Origin of the sequence: Labrys sp. (in: a-proteobacteria) (assembly GCF_047605565.1) — a bacterium.
In the GTDB taxonomy this organism is placed as follows: domain Bacteria; phylum Pseudomonadota; class Alphaproteobacteria; order Rhizobiales; family Labraceae; genus Labrys; species Labrys neptuniae.
Window position 1 is genome coordinate 97232 of sequence record NZ_JASGFM010000003.1, and the last position, 18023, is coordinate 115254.

General features: G+C 61.1%; 17 protein-coding genes and 1 pseudogene. 8 read left to right on the plus strand and 10 right to left on the minus strand.

Annotated features, from left to right (window positions below):
• Nucleotides 1-69: 69 nt before the first annotated feature.
• From QM672_RS04235 to QM672_RS04280, 10 genes are all read right to left on the minus strand, one after another.
• On the minus strand, nt 70-288 hold the full coding sequence (locus QM672_RS04235) for a hypothetical protein (protein ID WP_311937299.1): 219 nt from the start codon (nt 286-288) through the stop codon (nt 70-72).
• Between the two features lie 179 nt (nt 289-467).
• Nucleotides 468-773 carry a zinc ribbon domain-containing protein YjdM gene (locus QM672_RS04240; protein ID WP_149249269.1) on the minus strand — a complete coding sequence of 102 codons (306 nt, stop codon included), beginning with the start codon at nt 771-773 and terminating at the stop codon, nt 468-470.
• Nucleotides 774-803: 30 nt separating this feature from the next.
• Entirely contained in the window at nt 804-1802 is a 999-nt protein-coding gene (locus tag QM672_RS04245; RefSeq protein WP_415080812.1) for a spermidine synthase, read from the minus strand.
• 53 nt (nt 1803-1855) lie between these two features.
• Entirely contained in the window at nt 1856-2374 is a 519-nt protein-coding gene (locus tag QM672_RS04250; protein WP_311937290.1) for an NADH-quinone oxidoreductase subunit B family protein, read from the minus strand.
• 10 nt (nt 2375-2384) lie between these two features.
• Nucleotides 2385-3908, minus strand: a complete 1524-nt coding sequence (locus tag QM672_RS04255; RefSeq protein ID WP_415080815.1) for a hydrogenase expression protein HypE — start codon at nt 3906-3908, stop codon at nt 2385-2387.
• A gap of 10 nt (nt 3909-3918) precedes the next feature.
• Nucleotides 3919-5367 (minus strand): hydrogenase 4 subunit F, encoded by a 1449-nt coding sequence (locus QM672_RS04260; protein ID WP_415080817.1) that lies wholly within the window; start codon nt 5365-5367, stop codon nt 3919-3921.
• Nucleotides 5364-6026, minus strand: coding sequence for a hydrogenase-4 component E (locus tag QM672_RS04265; protein ID WP_149249274.1), 663 nt, complete (start codon nt 6024-6026; stop codon nt 5364-5366). The genes QM672_RS04260 and QM672_RS04265 overlap by 4 nt, the downstream gene beginning before the upstream one ends.
• 1 nt (nt 6027) lies before the next feature.
• Nucleotides 6028-6978 (minus strand): respiratory chain complex I subunit 1 family protein, encoded by a 951-nt coding sequence (locus QM672_RS04270; protein WP_415080819.1) that lies wholly within the window; start codon nt 6976-6978, stop codon nt 6028-6030.
• Nucleotides 6969-8978 (minus strand): hydrogenase 4 subunit B, encoded by a 2010-nt coding sequence (hyfB, locus tag QM672_RS04275; RefSeq protein ID WP_415080822.1) that lies wholly within the window; start codon nt 8976-8978, stop codon nt 6969-6971. Before hyfB ends, QM672_RS04270 begins: the two co-directional genes overlap by 10 nt.
• A gap of 4 nt (nt 8979-8982) precedes the next feature.
• On the minus strand, nt 8983-9276 hold the full coding sequence (locus QM672_RS04280) for a helix-turn-helix domain-containing protein (RefSeq protein WP_415080824.1): 294 nt from the start codon (nt 9274-9276) through the stop codon (nt 8983-8985).
• Between the two features lie 335 nt (nt 9277-9611).
• Between QM672_RS04280 and QM672_RS04285 the strand changes: the two are divergent.
• The 8 genes and pseudogenes from QM672_RS04285 to argH form a co-directional block, all read left to right on the plus strand.
• A pseudogene (locus QM672_RS04285) lies at nt 9612-10370 on the plus strand (YoaK family protein); the annotation flags it as partial.
• 432 nt (nt 10371-10802) lie between these two features.
• Nucleotides 10803-11690: an amino acid ABC transporter permease gene (locus QM672_RS04290; RefSeq protein WP_415080826.1), complete on the plus strand. Its 888-nt coding sequence runs from the start codon at nt 10803-10805 to the stop codon at nt 11688-11690.
• Nucleotides 11687-12448, plus strand: coding sequence for an amino acid ABC transporter ATP-binding protein (locus QM672_RS04295; RefSeq protein ID WP_311937271.1), 762 nt, complete (start codon nt 11687-11689; stop codon nt 12446-12448). The genes QM672_RS04290 and QM672_RS04295 overlap by 4 nt, the downstream gene beginning before the upstream one ends.
• 26 nt (nt 12449-12474) lie before the next feature.
• Entirely contained in the window at nt 12475-13302 is an 828-nt protein-coding gene (locus QM672_RS04300; protein WP_415080828.1) for an ABC transporter substrate-binding protein, read from the plus strand.
• 84 nt (nt 13303-13386) lie between these two features.
• A complete protein-coding gene (locus QM672_RS04305) occupies nt 13387-14265 on the plus strand; it encodes a polysaccharide deacetylase (RefSeq protein ID WP_311937267.1) in 879 nt (292 codons plus the stop codon).
• Nucleotide 14266: 1 nt separating this feature from the next.
• Nucleotides 14267-15175, plus strand: coding sequence for a polysaccharide deacetylase family protein (locus tag QM672_RS04310; protein ID WP_415080831.1), 909 nt, complete (start codon nt 14267-14269; stop codon nt 15173-15175).
• Nucleotides 15168-16568 carry an MmgE/PrpD family protein gene (locus QM672_RS04315; RefSeq protein ID WP_415080833.1) on the plus strand — a complete coding sequence of 467 codons (1401 nt, stop codon included), beginning with the start codon at nt 15168-15170 and terminating at the stop codon, nt 16566-16568. Before QM672_RS04310 ends, QM672_RS04315 begins: the two co-directional genes overlap by 8 nt.
• Nucleotides 16565-17971 (plus strand): argininosuccinate lyase, encoded by a 1407-nt coding sequence (argH, locus tag QM672_RS04320; protein ID WP_415080835.1) that lies wholly within the window; start codon nt 16565-16567, stop codon nt 17969-17971. The genes QM672_RS04315 and argH overlap by 4 nt, the downstream gene beginning before the upstream one ends.
• Nucleotides 17972-18023: the final 52 nt, after the last annotated feature.

Sequence of the window (18023 nt, forward strand, 5' to 3'; positions counted from 1 at the left end):
ACCAGCTTCTCGGCGACCGCCCTGCCGTGCATCGACCAGACAAGCGTTCGAAGGTGACTCTGCGACCCTTCATTCGATCACGAACCGACCGTTCGTTGAAAGAAAGACCAATGTCTGTCGATAAAACAGGGGGATGGTCAGAATGGGCTCATTGTCCCGATAGCCTTGGATCGGCGGGCCGATCACGGCAGCGTGGCGCCTCAGATATGCTTCCCATATCGTCGGGAAATCCAGACCTTCCGCGATCATGTCGTTGCATTTTCGAACCAGATTATCGGTTTTTCCCATGTGGCAGCGCCATCATTGAGTTCCTGCATAGAGATCGGGCATGAACTCATTGGCGTGGCATTGATTTGGATCAATGCCACAGCATGCCTGGGCAAGATCAGCATTGCGACAATGGCCGCCTTCCAGGCTAAGTGCGGAAATGGAGATGCGGCTGCCCTCAAAGATGGCGCCGCGACCCATCAACGCTTGCGCACGAACTCCGTGCGCAGAACCAGGCCCTTGATTCCTTCATAGCGGCAGTCGATCTCCTCATCGTTGTCAGTGAGGCGGATCGACCGGACCACCGTCCCCTGCTTCAAGGTGAGACTGGTTCCCTTGACCTTGAGATCCTTGATGAGGGTGACCGCGTCGCCATCGGCAAGGACATTGCCAGCCGAGTCACGAACCGTTTTTTGGCTGGCCTCAGCGGCGGCCTTTACTTGCGAAGCGGGCAGCCATTCGCCGCTCGCCTCATCATAGATATAATCTTCATTGTCGTTGGCCATGGCCACTCCATCTAATGTTGGTCGAGCAGACTATCGTGCAGCGAGAGGCCGTTCGTCCGAGGCTGGTCCGATGTCGAACATGCGCTGCATGAACAATTCGGCCAGTTGCCGCTCCAACCCGCTCACGGGTGTTTTTTGTCTGTGATGATAGGGGGCCAAGGGGCTGCGCGGAGGCCTTTTCGTCCAAGGAACATTGTCCAAGGCAGTCCCGTATACCTCATCTCGCAGGTTGTGATGCTCAGTGGGCGGGAGGCGAACAAGCACGGCGTTGAAGTCCCGCTCTCCGATCTGGTCGTAGATCCACAGGCCGGCACCTTCGGCCATGAGCCCTGAGGCGATATGATCGGCGAGCGTATCGGCGGCCTCGGGAATGATCAGGTTCATGGCCAGGCGGCCGGCTGGGCTTAGCCTCTTGCAGATTGCCTCGCAGGTCGGCGCATCGAACAGATCCTGGAAGGCGACGGTCGGCCCACCGATGTCGACCGCGATGCCGTCAAATTGGGCGCTCTCCGTTTCCAGGTAATCTCGAAAATCCGCTGCCACACATCGTATGGCTGGCGCCATGCCAAAATAGTGGCGTGCGATGCGAAAACTCTCCGGATTGTTGTCGACAACGGTCACGCGCTTGCCGGATCGGTGGAGCATCGTCGCCAGTGAGCCGCCGGCACAGCCCTGCACCAGGACCTCTTTGCAGGGAGAGAGGACATCCGCCATCAGGCGAACATAGGACAACAGGCTGGTTCCATCCGGGTCGGCGTAGGTCTGAATGGCGCTACCTTCCAGATAGATACGGCCGCCTCGACGATCTTCGTAAATCGCGACCACGCCCGATTTTGAGTCGATGAGATCGATCTGACGCATTGAACCCCGATTGAGCGTGCTGGCGATCGGCAGACTTGTTGCCTCCACCATACAAAACCAGCGCAGAACGGACGCCAGTTTGATGTTTAAAACATCAATGATAATGCTATATATAGCAATAAGCAGGTGCAGGCCGCAAGAGGAGTAAATCATCCAGGCCGCGCTCAATCATTCACTGCGCCGCTGAAGTGCGCGCAACCGCCCTCTCGTGGCTGTGACGATTACATCTGCGTTCGGCTCAAAAGCGCCAGAAGGCCTTTGAGAAGCGCGGTGGGTGTGGGCGGACAGCCGGGGATATGGAGATCGACGGGTATGACGTCGGATACCCCCTTCGCGCAGGCATAGCTACCCGCGAACAGGCCGCCATCCAGCGCACATCCTCCGGCAGCAACGACCCATTTGGGCGAGGGCATGGCCTCATAGGTCCTTTGCAACGCCTCGCGCATGTTCAGCGTCACAGGTCCTGTAACCAACAGCACGTCGGCGTGCCGTGGCGAGGCCACGAGATGCAGGCCGAAGCGCTCGAAATCGTAGAAGGCGTTGCCAAGAGCGTTGATCTCAAGCTCGCAGCCATTGCAGGAGCCGGCGTCGACCTCGCGGATGGCGAGGCTCCGGCCCAGGCGCGCCTGGGCAGACCGGCCCAGTTGAGCAATGAGGCCGGCGATTTCCGGGTCGTGGGGGGAGGGGGCCGGTTCGGTGAGCGGGGCTTTGCGCAATGTATCGAACAGCAAACGTCTCATGACCGGAACCTCACAGATCATGTCCGGAATAGGAACAGTTGAAGGATTTGTTGCAGAGCGGAAAATCGGCCACGATGTTGCCGTCGATCGCCGCTTCGAGCAGAGGCCATTGGAACCAGGACGGATCGCGCAGATGGCAGCGGCGGATTCGTCCGTGCTCATCGAGGCTGACCCAGACGAGGATATCGCCGCGAAAACCCTCCACCAGGGCCATCGCCTCGCCGGCTCTTGCCTGGGATAGATCGGCGTGGACGGGGCCTGGGGGGAGGCGCTCGAGGATCTGGTCGATCAGCGACAGGCTCTGCTCGACCTCCCTGATCCGGATCCAGACCCGGGCATTGACGTCGCCATCGGAAAGGACGGGTATTTCGAACCGTAGATCGTCATAGGGGGGATAGGGCAGGACGCGACGCGTGTCGAAACGCCGACCCGACGCCCGGCCGATGAAACCGCCGCATCCGTATTGGCGTGCCAATGCGGGATCGACGATTCCGGTTCCTACCGTCCGGTCCTGCAGCGAGGCCGTATTGTCGTAGAGCTCCACGAGCGCCGGAAAGACGCGGCGAATTTCTGCCAGGAGGTCCTTTAGCGCGACCTCCCCGTCCGCGACCAAATCGTTGCTGACGCCGCCGGGAATGATGCGATCCATCATTAGCCGGTGCCCGAAGCAGCTCATCGCGGTGCGCAGGACGCGTTCGCGCAGTACACTGCAATGCGCGTGCATCAAGGCGAAGGCGGCATCGTTGCAGATGGCCCCGATGTCGCCGAAATGATTGGCGAGCCGCTCGAGTTCGGCCATGAGGCCACGCAGCCATACAGCACGTGCCGGCACTGTGTCGTCGTGGATGGCTTCAACAGCATTCGCAAAGGCCAAGGCATAGGCGACGGTGCTGTCGCCGGACACGCGCCCGGCCAGTTGGGCTGCCCGGTTGAGATCGGCACCGATCATCAGCCCTTCCACGCCCTTGTGGGTGTAACCAAGCCGTTCCTCGAGCCGAACGACGGTCTCGCCGCCGGCCGTGAATCGGAAATGTCCCGGCTCGATCACGCCGGCATGGACAGGACCCACAGGGATCTGGTGCAGGCCTTCGCCTTGCGCGCCGAGGAAGGGATAGGGCACGGCCAATGCGGGGGAAGGGGTCTGGCCGCCGAGCGGATGCCGCACCGGCCACATTCCGTGATCGAGCCATGGCCTCGTGTCAGGCAGGCCGATCGGCAGCAACCCGAAGAGATCGCGCACGGTGCGTTCCAGGCGCATCGCCGGCGGGTGAGACTTGCTCAAGGCAGGATATTGACCACCCGGGCAATCATGGGTGACCACCGCCCCCGTCCGCTGCGCTTCATCGACCACCGCGACGCGAACGACGCCACCACTCTGCCGATTTTCCCCCCATAGACCCAGCAGCGTGACGGCACCCTGTTGCAGTTGTTCGGCCAGGTCGTGCCACAGGGCATCGTCGGCCGTGATGTGGGGCCAGGAAAGATGCGCCCCAGGCGCAGGATTGGCGGTCAGCAGCTCTTGGAGCGTTGCCATGGCGTGCATCCTAACCAAGCATGTTCGCGACGTGCTGGAACCAGGCAACCAGCGGTGCAGGCAGATAGAAGCCTGCGATCAAGACCAGGGCCAGATGGAGGGCCAGGGGAACATAGGATGCCTTGACCGCCGCCATCGTTCCTTTCGGGGCGCCGAAGGCCAGCCCTTGCATGCGCAGGATCAGAGCTCCGAAGGCGACCAGCAATCCCATCACCAGCGCCAAGGCCAGCAGGGGTTGCCGCCCAAACGTGGCGCTCACGATCAGGAATTCGCTCATGAATACCCCGAACGGCGGCAGGCCGGCGATGGCGAGCACACCCAAGACCAGCCCCCAGCCGAGCGGTGGGTGGCTCTGGGTCAGGCCGCCGATCTCGGCCATCTTCTGGGTGCTTTTGGCTTGGGCGACATGACCGACGGCAAAGAAGATCGCCGATTTCGTCAGGCTGTGCATGGTCATGTGCAGGAGGCCGGCAAAATTGGCGAGCGGGCCTCCCATGCCAAAAGCAAAGGCGATGATGCCCATGTGCTCGATGGAGGAGAAGGCGAACATGCGCTTCATGTCGCGGCGCCGATAGAGCATGAAGCCGGCGAAGATGAGCGAGACGAGCCCCATCGTCACCAGCATCGGACCGGGCGCGATGGCCGCGGGGTTGGCGGCGAGCAGGAGCTTGAAACGCAGCACCGCATAGAGGGCGACATTGAGCAGCAGGCCGGAGAGCACGGCCGAGATCGGTGTCGGCCCTTCGGCGTGCGCGTCGGGCAACCACGCGTGCAGGGGCACCAGGCCCGCTTTGGTGCCGTAACCCAGCAGCAGGAAGATGAAGGCGAGATTGAGCAGCGAGGGATCGAAGTCGGCGGCGTGCCGCAGCAGAACGGTCCAGACCATGCCGTCCACGCCTTCGCCCACGATGGGGCGGGCTGCCATATAGACCAGGATGGTGCCAAAAAGGGCCAGTGCAATACCGACACTGCCGAGAATGAAGTATTTCCAGGCCGCCTCGATGGCCTCCTGGGTCTGGTAGATCCCCACCATCAGGACGGTGGTCAGCGTGGCAACCTCGATGGCGACCCAGATCAGGCCGATATTGTTGGCCAGCAGAGCAAGGTTCATCGCAAAGAGCAGGACCTGGTACATCGCGTGATAGAAGCGCAGATGCGAGGGCGTCAGCCTGCCGATTTCCAGCTCATGGCCGATATAGCTGGCGCTGAACACGCTGGTGGTGAAAGCCACGAAGGTGTTGAGGAGAAGGAAGACGATATTGAGATCGTCGACCACGATGAAGGAACCTGGGTCCGGTCTGTAGAACAAGAGAGAGAATGCGGCCGCCAGGGTCAGGAAGGCGGAAAGCGCGTTCAGCCTCGCCGACAGCCGGAAATCCGGCAGGACCGCCATGAGGATGGCGGCCAATATCGGAATGATCAGAATCAATGTCGAACCGTCCAGGGCAAGGCCGCTCATTGACGTTCTCCCTGAAAACGGTCGAGAGCCTTGGAATCCACGGTGTCGAAGCGCTCGCTGATGCGAAACAGGAAGATGCCGATGACGAAAAGGGCAATCAGCACCGAAAAGGCGACACTGATCTCGACCACCAGGGGCATGCCCTTTGCCCCGGTGCCGGCGAGGATCAGGCCGTTCTCGATCGACATGAAGCCCACCACCTGGCTGACGGCGTTGCGGCGTGTCACCATCATGAGAAAACCGAGCAGGACGACCGAGAGAGCGAAGGAAAGGTCCTCACGTGCCAGGGGATCGGCGCCGGCCGTGACGCGCAGCATGATCACCATGGATAGGGCCACTAGGCCGATGCCCGCGAGCATGGTCAATCCCACGCCCACGACCGTCTCCACTTCCCGGTGAATCCCGAGGCGGGCGATGATGCGATGCAAGGCGACGGGAATGATGATCGCCTTGAAGATGAGGGCGATCACCGCGGTGACGTAAAGGTGTGTCGCGCCTTGAACCCAGGCTTGCCAGGCCACTGACAGCGACAGCACCACGGCCTGCAGCGCAAAAATATTGAGCAGCGCGTAGAGGCGGTTCTGGTAGAGCATCATGAAGCTCACCAGCACCAGGCCGCCGGCCAGGACATGGGCTATGTCGAAGGTGAGCCCGTTCATGTCACAAACTCCTCGACACGAAGAGAAGCAGCGCCCCCAGCAGGCTGAGCATCAAGGCTGCGCCAAGAAAATCGGGGACACGGAAGACGCGCATCTTGGCCACCATCGTCTCGAAAACGGCGAGGAGGGCAGCGGCAAGCAGGAGCTTGACGAAGTAGACGATGGCGCCGATCAAATAGGCGCCGGCGGGCGCACCGGCAGGGGCAAGCCACCAGGGAGCGAAGACGCAACCGATCAGCGAGATATAGAGCACGAGCTTGAGGGAGGCCGACAGCTCGATCAGCGCGAGGTGGCGTCCGGAATATTCCAGCACCATCGCCTCATGCACCATTGTGAGTTCGAGATGCGTGGCCGGATTGTCGATGGGGATCCGCCCGTTCTCGGCAATGGCCACCATCACCAATGCGATCAGGGCGAGCGCGAGCGATACCCTCAACCCGACCGAGACCATGAAGCCGGCGAGATAGGAAAGCTGGGTCGAACCGGCGAGGAGAGCGACGGAGAAGACGATCATGATCATCGCCGGCTCAGCCAGCGTGGCGATCATCATTTCCCGGCTGGCGCCGATGCCGCCAAAACTCGTGCCGATATCCATGCCGGCCAGGGCCAGGAAGAAGCGGGCACTGCCCAGGAGAGCGATCACGACGATGAGGTCGGCCGACCAGCTGAACTGCAGTCCGGTGGCAAAGGTCGGCACGAGAGCGGCGGCCACCCATGTCGCGGCGAAGATCGCATAGGGCGTGACGCGAAAGAGCCAGGAAGCATTGTCGGCCAACACCACCTCCTTGCGTAGGAGGCGCAGAAGGTCGCGGTATGGCTGGAATGGGGAGGGCCCGCGCCGGCGCAACAGATGAGCCTTGATCCGCCGCACCAAGCCGGTGACGAGCGGTGCCAGGCAGAGCACGAGAAACATCTGCAGGGCCTGGATGGCCAGGCTTTCGATCACGGCCATGACGCCAGCACCACGAGGAGGAAGACAAGCAGGAGGAAGACCAGGCTCAGATATTGCCGGATGGTGAGATATTGCAGGCGGTCGAGCCGGTCGGCGGCAAGCAGGACGGCCTTGACCAACGGTCCGTAGATCCCATCCCAGACGAGGTCCCGCAAACTCACCAGAAGACGAGCGGGCCGCTGGTCGCCAGGCCTGGGCATGTCAACGCTTTCGCGCGCGCGGAACAGGGTGGCGCCGTAGACGCGCCGGATCGGCTGGGAAAAGCTGGTGGCGCTGTATTGCGTGATCGGATTGGCGTCCGGAAAGCCGCAATCCCAGGCGGGACTTCGCCTTACGGCCCGCGACGCCAGGCGGTGGATGGCGTAGGCGGACAATGACGCCGAAAAGGTGATGAAGACGAAGACGAGCAGGCCATTGTAGGAACTGCGGCTCGCCGCCACCGGTATGATGGTGAGCCAATCCACACCGGCCTGTGCCGGCATGCGCGCCTGAACCGCGTAGGACACCGCCGGTGCGATGCCATCGATGATGAAGCCTGGAAGAATTCCCGCCAGCAGGCACAAGCTGGCAAGTGCGATCATCGCGCTTTGTGACCAGCGATCAACCTCGCGTGCTTCCTGGGCTGCGAGCGTGCGGGGGCGCCCCAGGAAAATCGTGCCAAAGGCGCGAACGAAGCAGGCCGCCGCCAGGGCTGCGGACAAGGCGAGCAGGGCGCCGATGGCCGGCACCAGCAGCTTGAGGCCCCATTGGGGAATCTGCGGGCTGAGCAGGATGGCCTGAAACGTCAGCCATTCGGATGCGAAGCCGTTCAACGGAGGCAGAGCCGAGATGGCGACACAGGCGACCAGTACGACGACGCTCGTCACGGGCATGCGGTGAATGAGCCCGCCCAGCGCGTTGAGGTCACGTTGCCCGGTCGCCGTCAGGATGGCGCCGGCTCCGAAGAACAGCACGCTCTTGAACAGGGTATGATTGAGGATGTGGAACAAGGCAGCCGTCATGGCCAGCGCGGCCGCTGCGCCAAAACCATTGGCCTGAAAAGCCAGTGCCAGGCCGAGGCCGGCGAATATGAGCCCGACATTCTCGATCGTGCTGTAGGCGAGCAGCCGCTTGAGATCGGTCTGCATCAGAGCCTGGAGAATGCCGAGAACCGCCGAGGCACCGGCCGCGACCAGGATCGGGACGCTCCACCACCATTCCGGCGAGCCGAGCAGGTCGAAGACGATGCGGATGAAGGCATAGATCGCAACCTTGGTCATCACGCCGCTCATGAGGGCCGAGACATGGCTCGGTGCTGCCGGGTGAGCCAGGGGCAGCCAGACATGGAGAGGCACCAGGCCAGCCTTCGAGCCGGCACCGAGCGTCACCAGGGCGAGCACTGCGGCGATTGCCGTTTCCGTCGGGGCTTGATGGCGAATTTGATCGAAGGCGTAAGCGCCCTGGCTACCGGCCAGAAGGCCGAAGGCCAGCAGCAGTGCCAGCGAACCGAAACTCGCCATCACGATATAGACATAGCCGGCCTTGAGGTTGTCCTCCTCGCGATGATGCGCGAGCACCAGCGCCCAGGACGCCAGCGACATCAACTCCCAGGAAAACAGGAAGGCGAAGGCATCCGCGGCGAGGACGACAGCGTTCATTCCCGCAAGGAAGGCGGGATAAAATGGCAATACGCGCAAAGGCTCGTGCTCATGCTTTCCGTAGCCGAGCGCGTAGAGGCTTGCAGCGGAAGCACCGAGGTTGACGATGGCCAGGAAGAAGGCGCTCAACGCATCGATATGGAAATTGGCACCAATCCAAGGCAGGCCGAGGGGCAATTTCAGATCCGCTTCGGGAAGCCGGCCGAGCAGTTGGGCGAGCGCCGTCGCAAGAAGCACGAATGAAACACACAGACTGGCCGAATAGATGAACGTGGTTGCAGACGAGAGGCGTCTTGCCAAGAGCGCCGCGAGTGCAATGGCCAGCAGGACCGCGATACACCCCAAAGCGACGGCAAGCGTCATGGCCTCATTCCTCCATTCCGTCCATGGCGACGCTGCGTGGGGCCTTTGGGGCGGATTGCCTGAGGCGAACCCCACGCCCGCCTGACGAACTGATGCTGCCCTCGCCGATCAGTTCGACACCGGCCGCGGCGAGGGCCTCCACAAGCTTCATCAGAGAGTCGACATTGCCCCGGATAAGGCCCGTTCGTGCCTCCATGCGCTGGATCGTCGGCACGGAAAGATCCGACAGTGCGGCCAGCTTTTTCTGGTCGATACCGAGAAGGGCACGGGCTGCCCGCAATTGCGCTGCAGTGATCATTGTCCCACGCTCACTGAGTGCCATAATTTATATGCAATTTAGAGCTTAATACCACTATATAACAATCTCAACACTTATTATTGATGTTTTATGCATCAATGATGCCAATGAGGTGTGGCGGGAGACGATACCCAGATTGGCAATGCACTTGCGACGCGTTGGCGGGAGTTTTTTGAAGATGCGTTATTGGAAAATATTTTGAGCGCAATTGGTGAAATAAGTTATGTATATTTTTCAAATATATATAAATATACCATTGGTATTTTAGTTTGGATTTTTCATTAAAAGTAAAAATATGAATTCGAGTAAACTTTAGATTTGGTGTCTGGCACGTAATGAGCGAATTTTCTGATCATTCGAAAAGGCGTACTTTCGCAGTCCAGTTTGTCGATGGTCTGCAAGGTGCGGTCGGTGTCGAGCGCAACGAAAGCGCGGATACCCGACTCGGCGTCGCCCTATGCTTCATCGCCGGTGGCGTGAATGCAGGAGGGTTCCTCGCTGTCGGACAGTATACCTCCCATATGTCCGGCGTGATCTCGTCTCTGGCCGACAACCTCGCGCTTGGGGCCACACATCTGGTGCTGGGGGGCTTGGGTGCGTTGACGGCATTCCTTCTGGGCGCCGCCTGTTCGGCTTTCCTGATCCATTGGGGGCGGCGGCATCGCGCCTATGGTCAATATGCCTTTCCGCTGGTCGTAGAGGCGATTCTATTGCTCCTCTTTGGTCTGATCGGCGGCCTCTACAATCACCGGGTCTTCTTCGTACCGGTGGCCATTCCATTGCTGTGCTTTATCATGGGCCTGCAAAACGCAATCATCACCAAGATTTCCCGGGCTCGAATCCGGACCACCCATCTGACCGGCATGGTGACGGATCTTGGAATTGAACTGGGCAAGCTTTTCTATTGGAACAGGACGGCAAATACTCCCGGTGCCAGGGTTGTTGCTGATCGAACGAAGCTCTCCTTGCTGTGTTCTTTGCTTGGTGCCTTTCTGACAGGCGGATTGGCGGGCGCTTACGGGTTTCATTTGATTGGTTTTGCAGCCGTGCTTCCATTGGCCACCCTCTTGTTGATCTTAGCGGGGGTACCATTGGCCCTGCGCCATCCGGGGCAGCGATACCCTTAGGCTCAGGACGTTGATATTGCGGCTGTCCCACTCGAGCAGTAAATGACGATCCGAACATTGCCGTCACGCTGCTCGTGCGATCAATTTGCCGTCGCACGGATCGGCTCCGCGCCACCTGCGCCCTGTCCTTCGCCTGAAGGCGTATCGAGGGCATGTTCCCTGCTGCCGGCCTGCCGGTATCGAGGCTTCGACGCGTTCCTCTGATAATACGATCGCGACGTTTAAACAGGAGCCCGGATACATCCGCCCTGGGCAGCATGGGATTTATGCGATTCACGCATTAATTCCATGCCCATAACTCGTTTGTATTGGCCCATCCGCTCAGCGTAGTCTCATTCTGGAACTAAAATAAAGTCAGCATCCACAATAAGCTGGCGAACACCGGAACGGGGATAGTGCATGAATGGTGTGCCCTTGCAGGGTAATGGTGGGTTGACGATCGTCAAGCCAAGGAAGTACGGCACGACTTTGCTGGCATTCCTTTGTATCCTGACGCTCGTTTTTATTGGGAATGCATTTAGAACCGGCGATATTGCTTGGTCTTATGTTGCGGAATATCTGTTCTCCCGACCCGTCATGCTCGGTGTGGTGGGCACAATCGTCATGACATTCTGTGCCATGGCGCTTGGCGTTACGCTCGGCATCGCCGCCGCGATCATGCGGATGTCCGACAACAAGGTGCTGCAGGCGATCTCCAGTGGCTATGTCTGGCTTTTCCGCGGAACGCCGACGCTTCTTCAGTTGCTTTTGTGGTTCAATCTCGCGCTGATCTTCCCCACCATCAGTTTCTTCGGCCTCTATTCGGTCAATACGGTCGATGTGATGACGCCGTTCATGGCGGCTTTGCTCGGGCTCGGCATTCAGCAAGGCGCCTATACGGCCGAAGTGGTGCGCGCCGGCCTGCTCTCCGTTGATCGCGGCCAAACCGAAGCCGCTCTCTCGATCGGAATGACCAAGTTCCGCGCCATGGTCGGCATCGTCTTGCCGCAGGCCATGCGCGTGATCGTGCCGCCTATCGGCAACGAGACCATCGGCATGGTGAAGCTGACGTCGCTCGCCAGCGTCATCCAGTATTCGGAAGTGCTGCGCAGCGTGGAAGACGTCTACTACGCGAATTCGCGCGTGATCGAACTGCTGATCGTCGCAACCATCTGGTACATGGTCGTCGTCACCGTACTCAGCGGTATCCAGATTTATATCGAGCGCTATTTCTCGCGTGGCTGGGGGCGTCGCGACCAAGCCAAGGGGCCGATGCCGAACCTGCCGGCGGAAGAGGTGGCGAAATGACCCCGGTGATCTCCATCAAGGGCGTGCAGAAGTCCTTCGGACAATTCCAGGTCCTCAAAGATATCGACTTCGAGATCGCAAAGGGCGAGGTCGTCTGCGTGATCGGCCCGTCCGGTTCCGGCAAGAGCACGTTCCTGCGCTGCATCAACCAGCTCGAAAGCGTCGATGAAGGCATCATCATCGTCAATGGTGAGATTGCCGGCTATCGCCGCAAGGATGACAAGCTCTATCCCCTCGGTGACCGGGCCGTCGCGCGCCAGCGCCAAGCCGTCGGCATGGTGTTCCAGCGCTTCCATTTGTTTCCCAACAAGACGGTCCTCGAAAACATTACCGAAGGCCCGATCAAGGTGCAAAGGCGCAATGGCGAAGCCTGCCGGGAGGAGGCGCGTTCCCTGTTGCGGCGCGTCGGCCTGGCCGACAAGGCCGGCTCCTATCCCTCGGAACTCTCGGGCGGCCAGCAGCAGCGCGTGGCGATCGCGCGGGCCCTCGCCATGAAGCCGGAGGCGATGCTGTTCGACGAGCCGACTTCGGCGCTCGATCCCGAGCTGGTGGGCGAGGTGCTCGGCGTCATGAAGGAACTGGCCAAGTCGGGCACCACCATGATCGTGGTCACCCATGAAATCGGCTTCTGCCGTGAGGTCGCCGACCGCGTGCTGTTCATGGATCGAGGCACCATCGTGGCCTGCGGCACGCCTGCCGAGATCCTGGAAAACCCGCAGAACCCTCGCGTGAAGAGCTTCGTTTCCGCGGTCCTATGACAACAAACATGAAAGAGGAGAACACCATGAAGGGTTTGTCGCTCTTGGCGGCTACCGTGGCGATACTCGCCGCAACCAGCGCTTTCGCGGACAACAAGCTCAATCTGAAGACCGAGGGAGAGCTGCGTGTCCTGATCAACCCGATCTATCCGCCCATGGAGTTCGTGAACCAGAAGAGCGGCGTGCAGGATGGCTTCGACGTCGATCTGGCCAATGCCATCGGAAAGAAGCTGGGCCTGGAGATCATCTTCATCAATTCCGCCTTTGCCGAGCTGCAAAGCGGCCTGCAGACGGGGCGGGGCGATGTGATCATTTCCGGCATGAGCGACAACCCCAAGCGCCAGGAAGTCATGGATTTCGTGGACTACATCACCAGCGGCCCGATCTTCTTCACCACCAAGGCCAATGCCGACAAATACAAGACCAGTACGGATCTGTGCGGCCAGAAGATCGCTGGAAGCCGCACCGGCACGTTTCCCGACAATGTGAAGGCTTGGAGCGAGAGCAATTGCGTCGGCAAGGGCAAGCCAGCCGTCCAGTTCGACGGCACGGCGGATTCCAATGCGGCTCGCCTCGGCATGCGCCAGGGGCGCTATGATGCCGTCGTTCAGGGCGTCGAGACCATCGCCTATCAGATGAGCGTCGAGCCTGACACCTATGTCATGGTCGGTGAGCCGATCCTCACCAACGACGTCTTTGGCATGGGCTTCAAGAAGTCGAACACGGCCCTGCGCGACGCCGTCGCCCAGACCTTGGACGGTCTGATCAAGGACGGCACCTATGCCAACCTCCTGAAGAAATGGGGCTTGAACCACAATGCCGTGGAGAAAGCCGTCATCAATGGTGTGAAATAGCGACCGGGCAGGCGGCGGGCGACCCCAAGGCGACAATAGGCTGGGGTCGCTGCCCGTCTCGCACCGCTCGTCGGTCATATTCAAATGTTGGACTCTCCTTATGACGGCCGCAGGCGCCCTTCCTGGCCCTCCGGAAAACGATCTGCCGTCGCCCTGGCCTTCGATGTCGACGGACCGACGGGCGATGCCATGCTCGACGGCAGCCTGCGCGACAATCTGCGTTACTTTACCGAGGGCGCCTACGGCCCCTGGCGGGCCGTGCCGCGCCTGCTGGGGCTGCTTGAAGAATACAGTCTCGTCGCCACCTTCTTCGTCCCCACCTGGGTGGTCGAGCATTGGCCGGCCCGATGCGAGGCGATCCTGCGGGCAGGGCACGAAATCGCCTATCACGGCCATCGCCACGAAGTCTTCATCGACTGCACGCCCGACCAGCAGCTCGAGATCATGCACCGCTCGGCGGCCGTGTTCAGACAGAGGCTCGGGATCGGGCCGGTCGGCTTTCGCACGCCGTCGGGGGACTGGAGCCTGCAGACAGCGGCGCTGCTGCGCGATTTCGGCATTGTCTATTCAAGTTCGATGCGTGGGGACGATCGCCCCTATTTCCATCCTTCCTCGGACGGCAAGCCGGGGCTGGTCGAAATACCCGGCCGTTGGGATATCGACGACTATACAGCGCTCGCCTATTTCGAGGATCCGGATTTTCCCGTGGGCCTCGATCGCATTCCCGATTTCCGGGCGGTGGAACGCAATTGGCGGGCCGAATTCGAGGGCTTTCACCGCGACGGATTATGCTGGACCACGATTTTCCATCCCAAAGTGTCCGCCAAACCTGGCCGCCTCGCCATTCTGCGCGGCCTGTTCGAGGCAATCCGCGCCCATGACGATGTCTGGGTCGCCCGCTGCCGCGACGTCGCGCAGTGGTGGCTCGATCTGCACGGTTTTTCCGACGAAGTGATTGCGTGACATGACCGTTTTTAAAAACGTCGATGCGCCCGAGAGGTTTTCCTGGCCGGCGGGCAAATCCTGCGCCGTGGTGGTGAGCGTGCTGTTCGACGATGGCCTGGATGCCATCGCTCGGGCACCCGATCTCAGGAACCGGAGCAAGAGTTTCTCGGTGTGGGAATATGGTGCCAGGCGCGGCGTCGATCGCCTCCTGGAATTGTTCGATGAGCTGGCGCTGCGGACCAGCTGGTTCGTGCCGGGGCTCGTCGCTCAAAAACATGCCGATCTCGTGAGGCGGATCAGCAGCAGCCATGAGATCGCCTGCCGCGGCCTGGCCTTTGAGGATTTCGGGGTGCTTCCGGCCGAAGAGCACAAGGAAATCCTGCTGCGCTCGCGTGCCATCATCGAAGACATCGCAGGCCGCCCGGCCGATGGCTTTCGTCTGCCGCAAGGAAGATGGCCGCGGCATTTCGACCAGTGTTTGGTCGAGGCCGGCTTCAAATGGTCGGCCTCGCTCAACGGTGATGATCTGCCCTATCTGCACCGCTCTTCGCTGGTCGAGATCCCCGTCCATATCGAGCTGGAGGATCGACCCTATTTTCAGTTCAATTTCACGCCTCCCTTCCCGAAGGGCCTTGGGCGTATCGCGTCCTACGACGGCGTCCTGCACAATTGGATCACCGAATTCGACGCCTATCGGCGCTATGGCCTGTGCTACGTGCTCCAGGTCCGCCCCGAAATGCTGGGTACGCCCGGCCGTATCTTCATTCTCCAGGACCTGCTGCATCACATACTCGACCATGACGATGTCTGGTTGACGACGGGCGGAGACCTGGCGGCGTGGGCGGCGCAGCGGGTATCGCCCGCACCTGCCGACCATCCGCTGGAAGTCTTCGAGGCCTACCGCAGGGAAGAGGCCTGCGATGAGTGAATTTCTGGCAGAAAACCTGGCGCGCAAGATCGGGCAGGTCCGGTTCTCGGACTTTCCCGCCGCCACCGTCCACAAGGCGAAACTTCATATCCTCGACACGCTCGGCGCGGCTCTGGCCGGATCGGCTTCGCCGGAAACACGGTCCGTGATCCACGGCCTCGGCCTGGGGCGGGACACCGGCGACACGCCCGTCTGGGGTATTGGCCTCATGCTGGACAACCGGACCGCGAGCTTCGTCAATGGTGTGTCGGCCCACGCCTTCGAGCTCGACGATGCTGGCGGCTGCGATCATTCCGGTGCAGTCGTCCTGCCGGCGGTTCTTGCCGCCTTGACCGATGTCCAGGTTTCCGTCGACGGGGCCGGTTTCCTGAAGAGCATCCTGATCGGCTATGAGGTCGGTCGCCGCGTGCTGGAAGCCTCCGGTGGTTATGAAGCCCATAACGGGCTGGGCTGGCATTCGACCGGCACCTGCGGCGTCTTCGGCGCTGCGGCGGCAGCCGGCGTGCTGCTTGGCCTCGATACGCCGCAATTGACTTCCGCACTAGGCTTGGCCTGTTCCTATGCCGGCGGAACCTGGGCCTTCATCCAGGATGGGAGCCAGGCCAAGAAACTCCACGCCGGGCGCGCAGCCGAGGGGGGCCTGATCGCCGCAAAACTGGCTCGCGCTTCGCTGACCGGTCCGGCGGCACTCTTCGATGCGCAATGCTGGGGAGGTTTCTTTTCGACCTTCGCACGCCACACCGGCGATACGGGCCTGCTGGTCTCGGATTTCGGCCAGAACTGGCGTTTGAACCGCTGCTCGATCAAGCCCTATGCCACCTGCCGCGGAACGCATTCGGCCATCGACGCCATCGGGCTCGTTCTCGGCCGGGAGGGGCTCGTGCCCGAAGACGTCGCGGCAATCGAGGTGCGCATGAGTGCCTTTCAGATCGGCATGTGCGGCGGAAAATCGGTATCAACCCGGGCCGATGCCCAGATGAGCTTGCCCTATGCCCTGGCCGCAAGGCTCCAATACGGACAGGTGACCTTGGCGGAACTCGGGGAGACTGCTCGCATGCATCCCCAGATCGCGCGCTGGTTGTCGTTCATCCGGACAGAAGCCGATCCAGACATGAGCGATGATGCCGAGCCCGTGATTGCCGTCACCACCGGGGACGGTCGCCGCTTCGTCGAGACGGTGGAACAGCCATTGGGCAGTCCGGCAAACCCGATGGCCGATGAAGCCGTGATCGCCAAGTTCACCGGCCTGGCATCCGGCGTCGTAGGGCTCGATCGCAGCGACGCCATCCGGGACTTCGTGCTGAATCTGGAGCGCCAACCGGCAGTTCATTGCCTGTCCGCCTTGCTCCGGCATCCGTCCCCCGCAATTCCAATGTCAGGAGCTAAGGCATGACAACCTCTACCGACAAGACCTGGTCTCCCCTGTTCAAGGAACCGGTGTCCGCCGACTTCCGGGATTTCCACGAATGCCTGGATCAGGACAAGCGCATTGCCCTGCACGATGTGGCCGGATCGCGGGTCCATGCCGATATGCTCGCGCGTGCCGGGATCATTTCGCCAGCCGACAACGAGGCCATCCAGGGTGGGCTTGCGGCGATCGCGCGGGAAATGCGCGAGGGCACCTTCGCATGGAAGAAGGAGCTGGAAGACGTTCACATGAATGTCGAGCAGCGCCTGACCGACCTCGTCGGCGATGCCGGCAAGAGGCTCCACACCGCCCGCTCGCGCAACGACCAGAATGCCACCGATATCCGCCTCTACGCCCGTGACGAGCTCGATGCGCTCGCCGGCGAGATCAAGGTCCTCATCGCGTCCTTCGTCGATCTTGCCGAACAGCATGCCGCGACCATCATGCCGGGCTTCACCCATTTGCAGGTCGCCCAGCCCATCACCTTCGGCCATCATCTGATGGCCTATACCGAAATGTTCCTGCGTGACCTCGAGCGCATGGGCCAGGCGCGGAGCCGCCTCAACGTCTCGCCCCTGGGGGCCGCAGCCCTTGCCGGCAGCGGCTACCCCATCGATCCCGAATATAGTGCGCAGGCCCTCGGCTTTGCCGACGTCTGCCACAACTCGCTAGATGCGGTCTCCGATCGCGACTACATCTGCGACATCGCCAATGCCGGTGCTCTCATCATGGTCCACCTCTCCCGCTTTTGCGAGGAAGTGATCATGTGGTGCACCCCGATGTTTGATTTCATCGAGGTCGGAGACCAGTTCTGCACCGGCTCGTCCATCATGCCCCAGAAACGCAACCCCGATCTCGCCGAACTCGTGCGGGGCAAGGCGGCGCGTGTGATCGGCAATCTGAGCTTTGCGGTGACGCTCAACAAGAACCTGCCGCTGGCGTTCAACAAGGACCAGCAGGAGTGCAAGCCACCGCTTACCGATACGCTGGAGACGACGCGCGGTGCCGTGTCCGTGGTCGCACAGATGATCCGTACCATCAAGGTGCACAAGGACAAGATGCTCGCCGCCGCGGACAAGGGCTATTCGACTGCGACCGACCTTGCGGACTATCTGGTGCGCGCCGGCCTGCCCTTTCGCGATGCCCATCATGCGGTGGCGGCCATTGTCGGCCTGGCCCGGGAGCGGGGGCTTGGAACCTTGTCGCAACTCGCCCTGGCCGACATGCGTCGCTTTGCGTCCGTGATCGGCGATGATGTCTATCAGGTCCTGACCGTGGAAGGCTCCGTGGCCAGCCGCAACCATACTGGCGGAACGGCGCCTGGACAGGTCCACCGCCAGATCGCACGAGTTCGTGCAATGCTGGCCCGACCATCCACCCACCTGTAAGTCAGGAGCCTGTGCCCTTTTGGAAAGCGCAGGCTTTGCCTATGGTTTGACA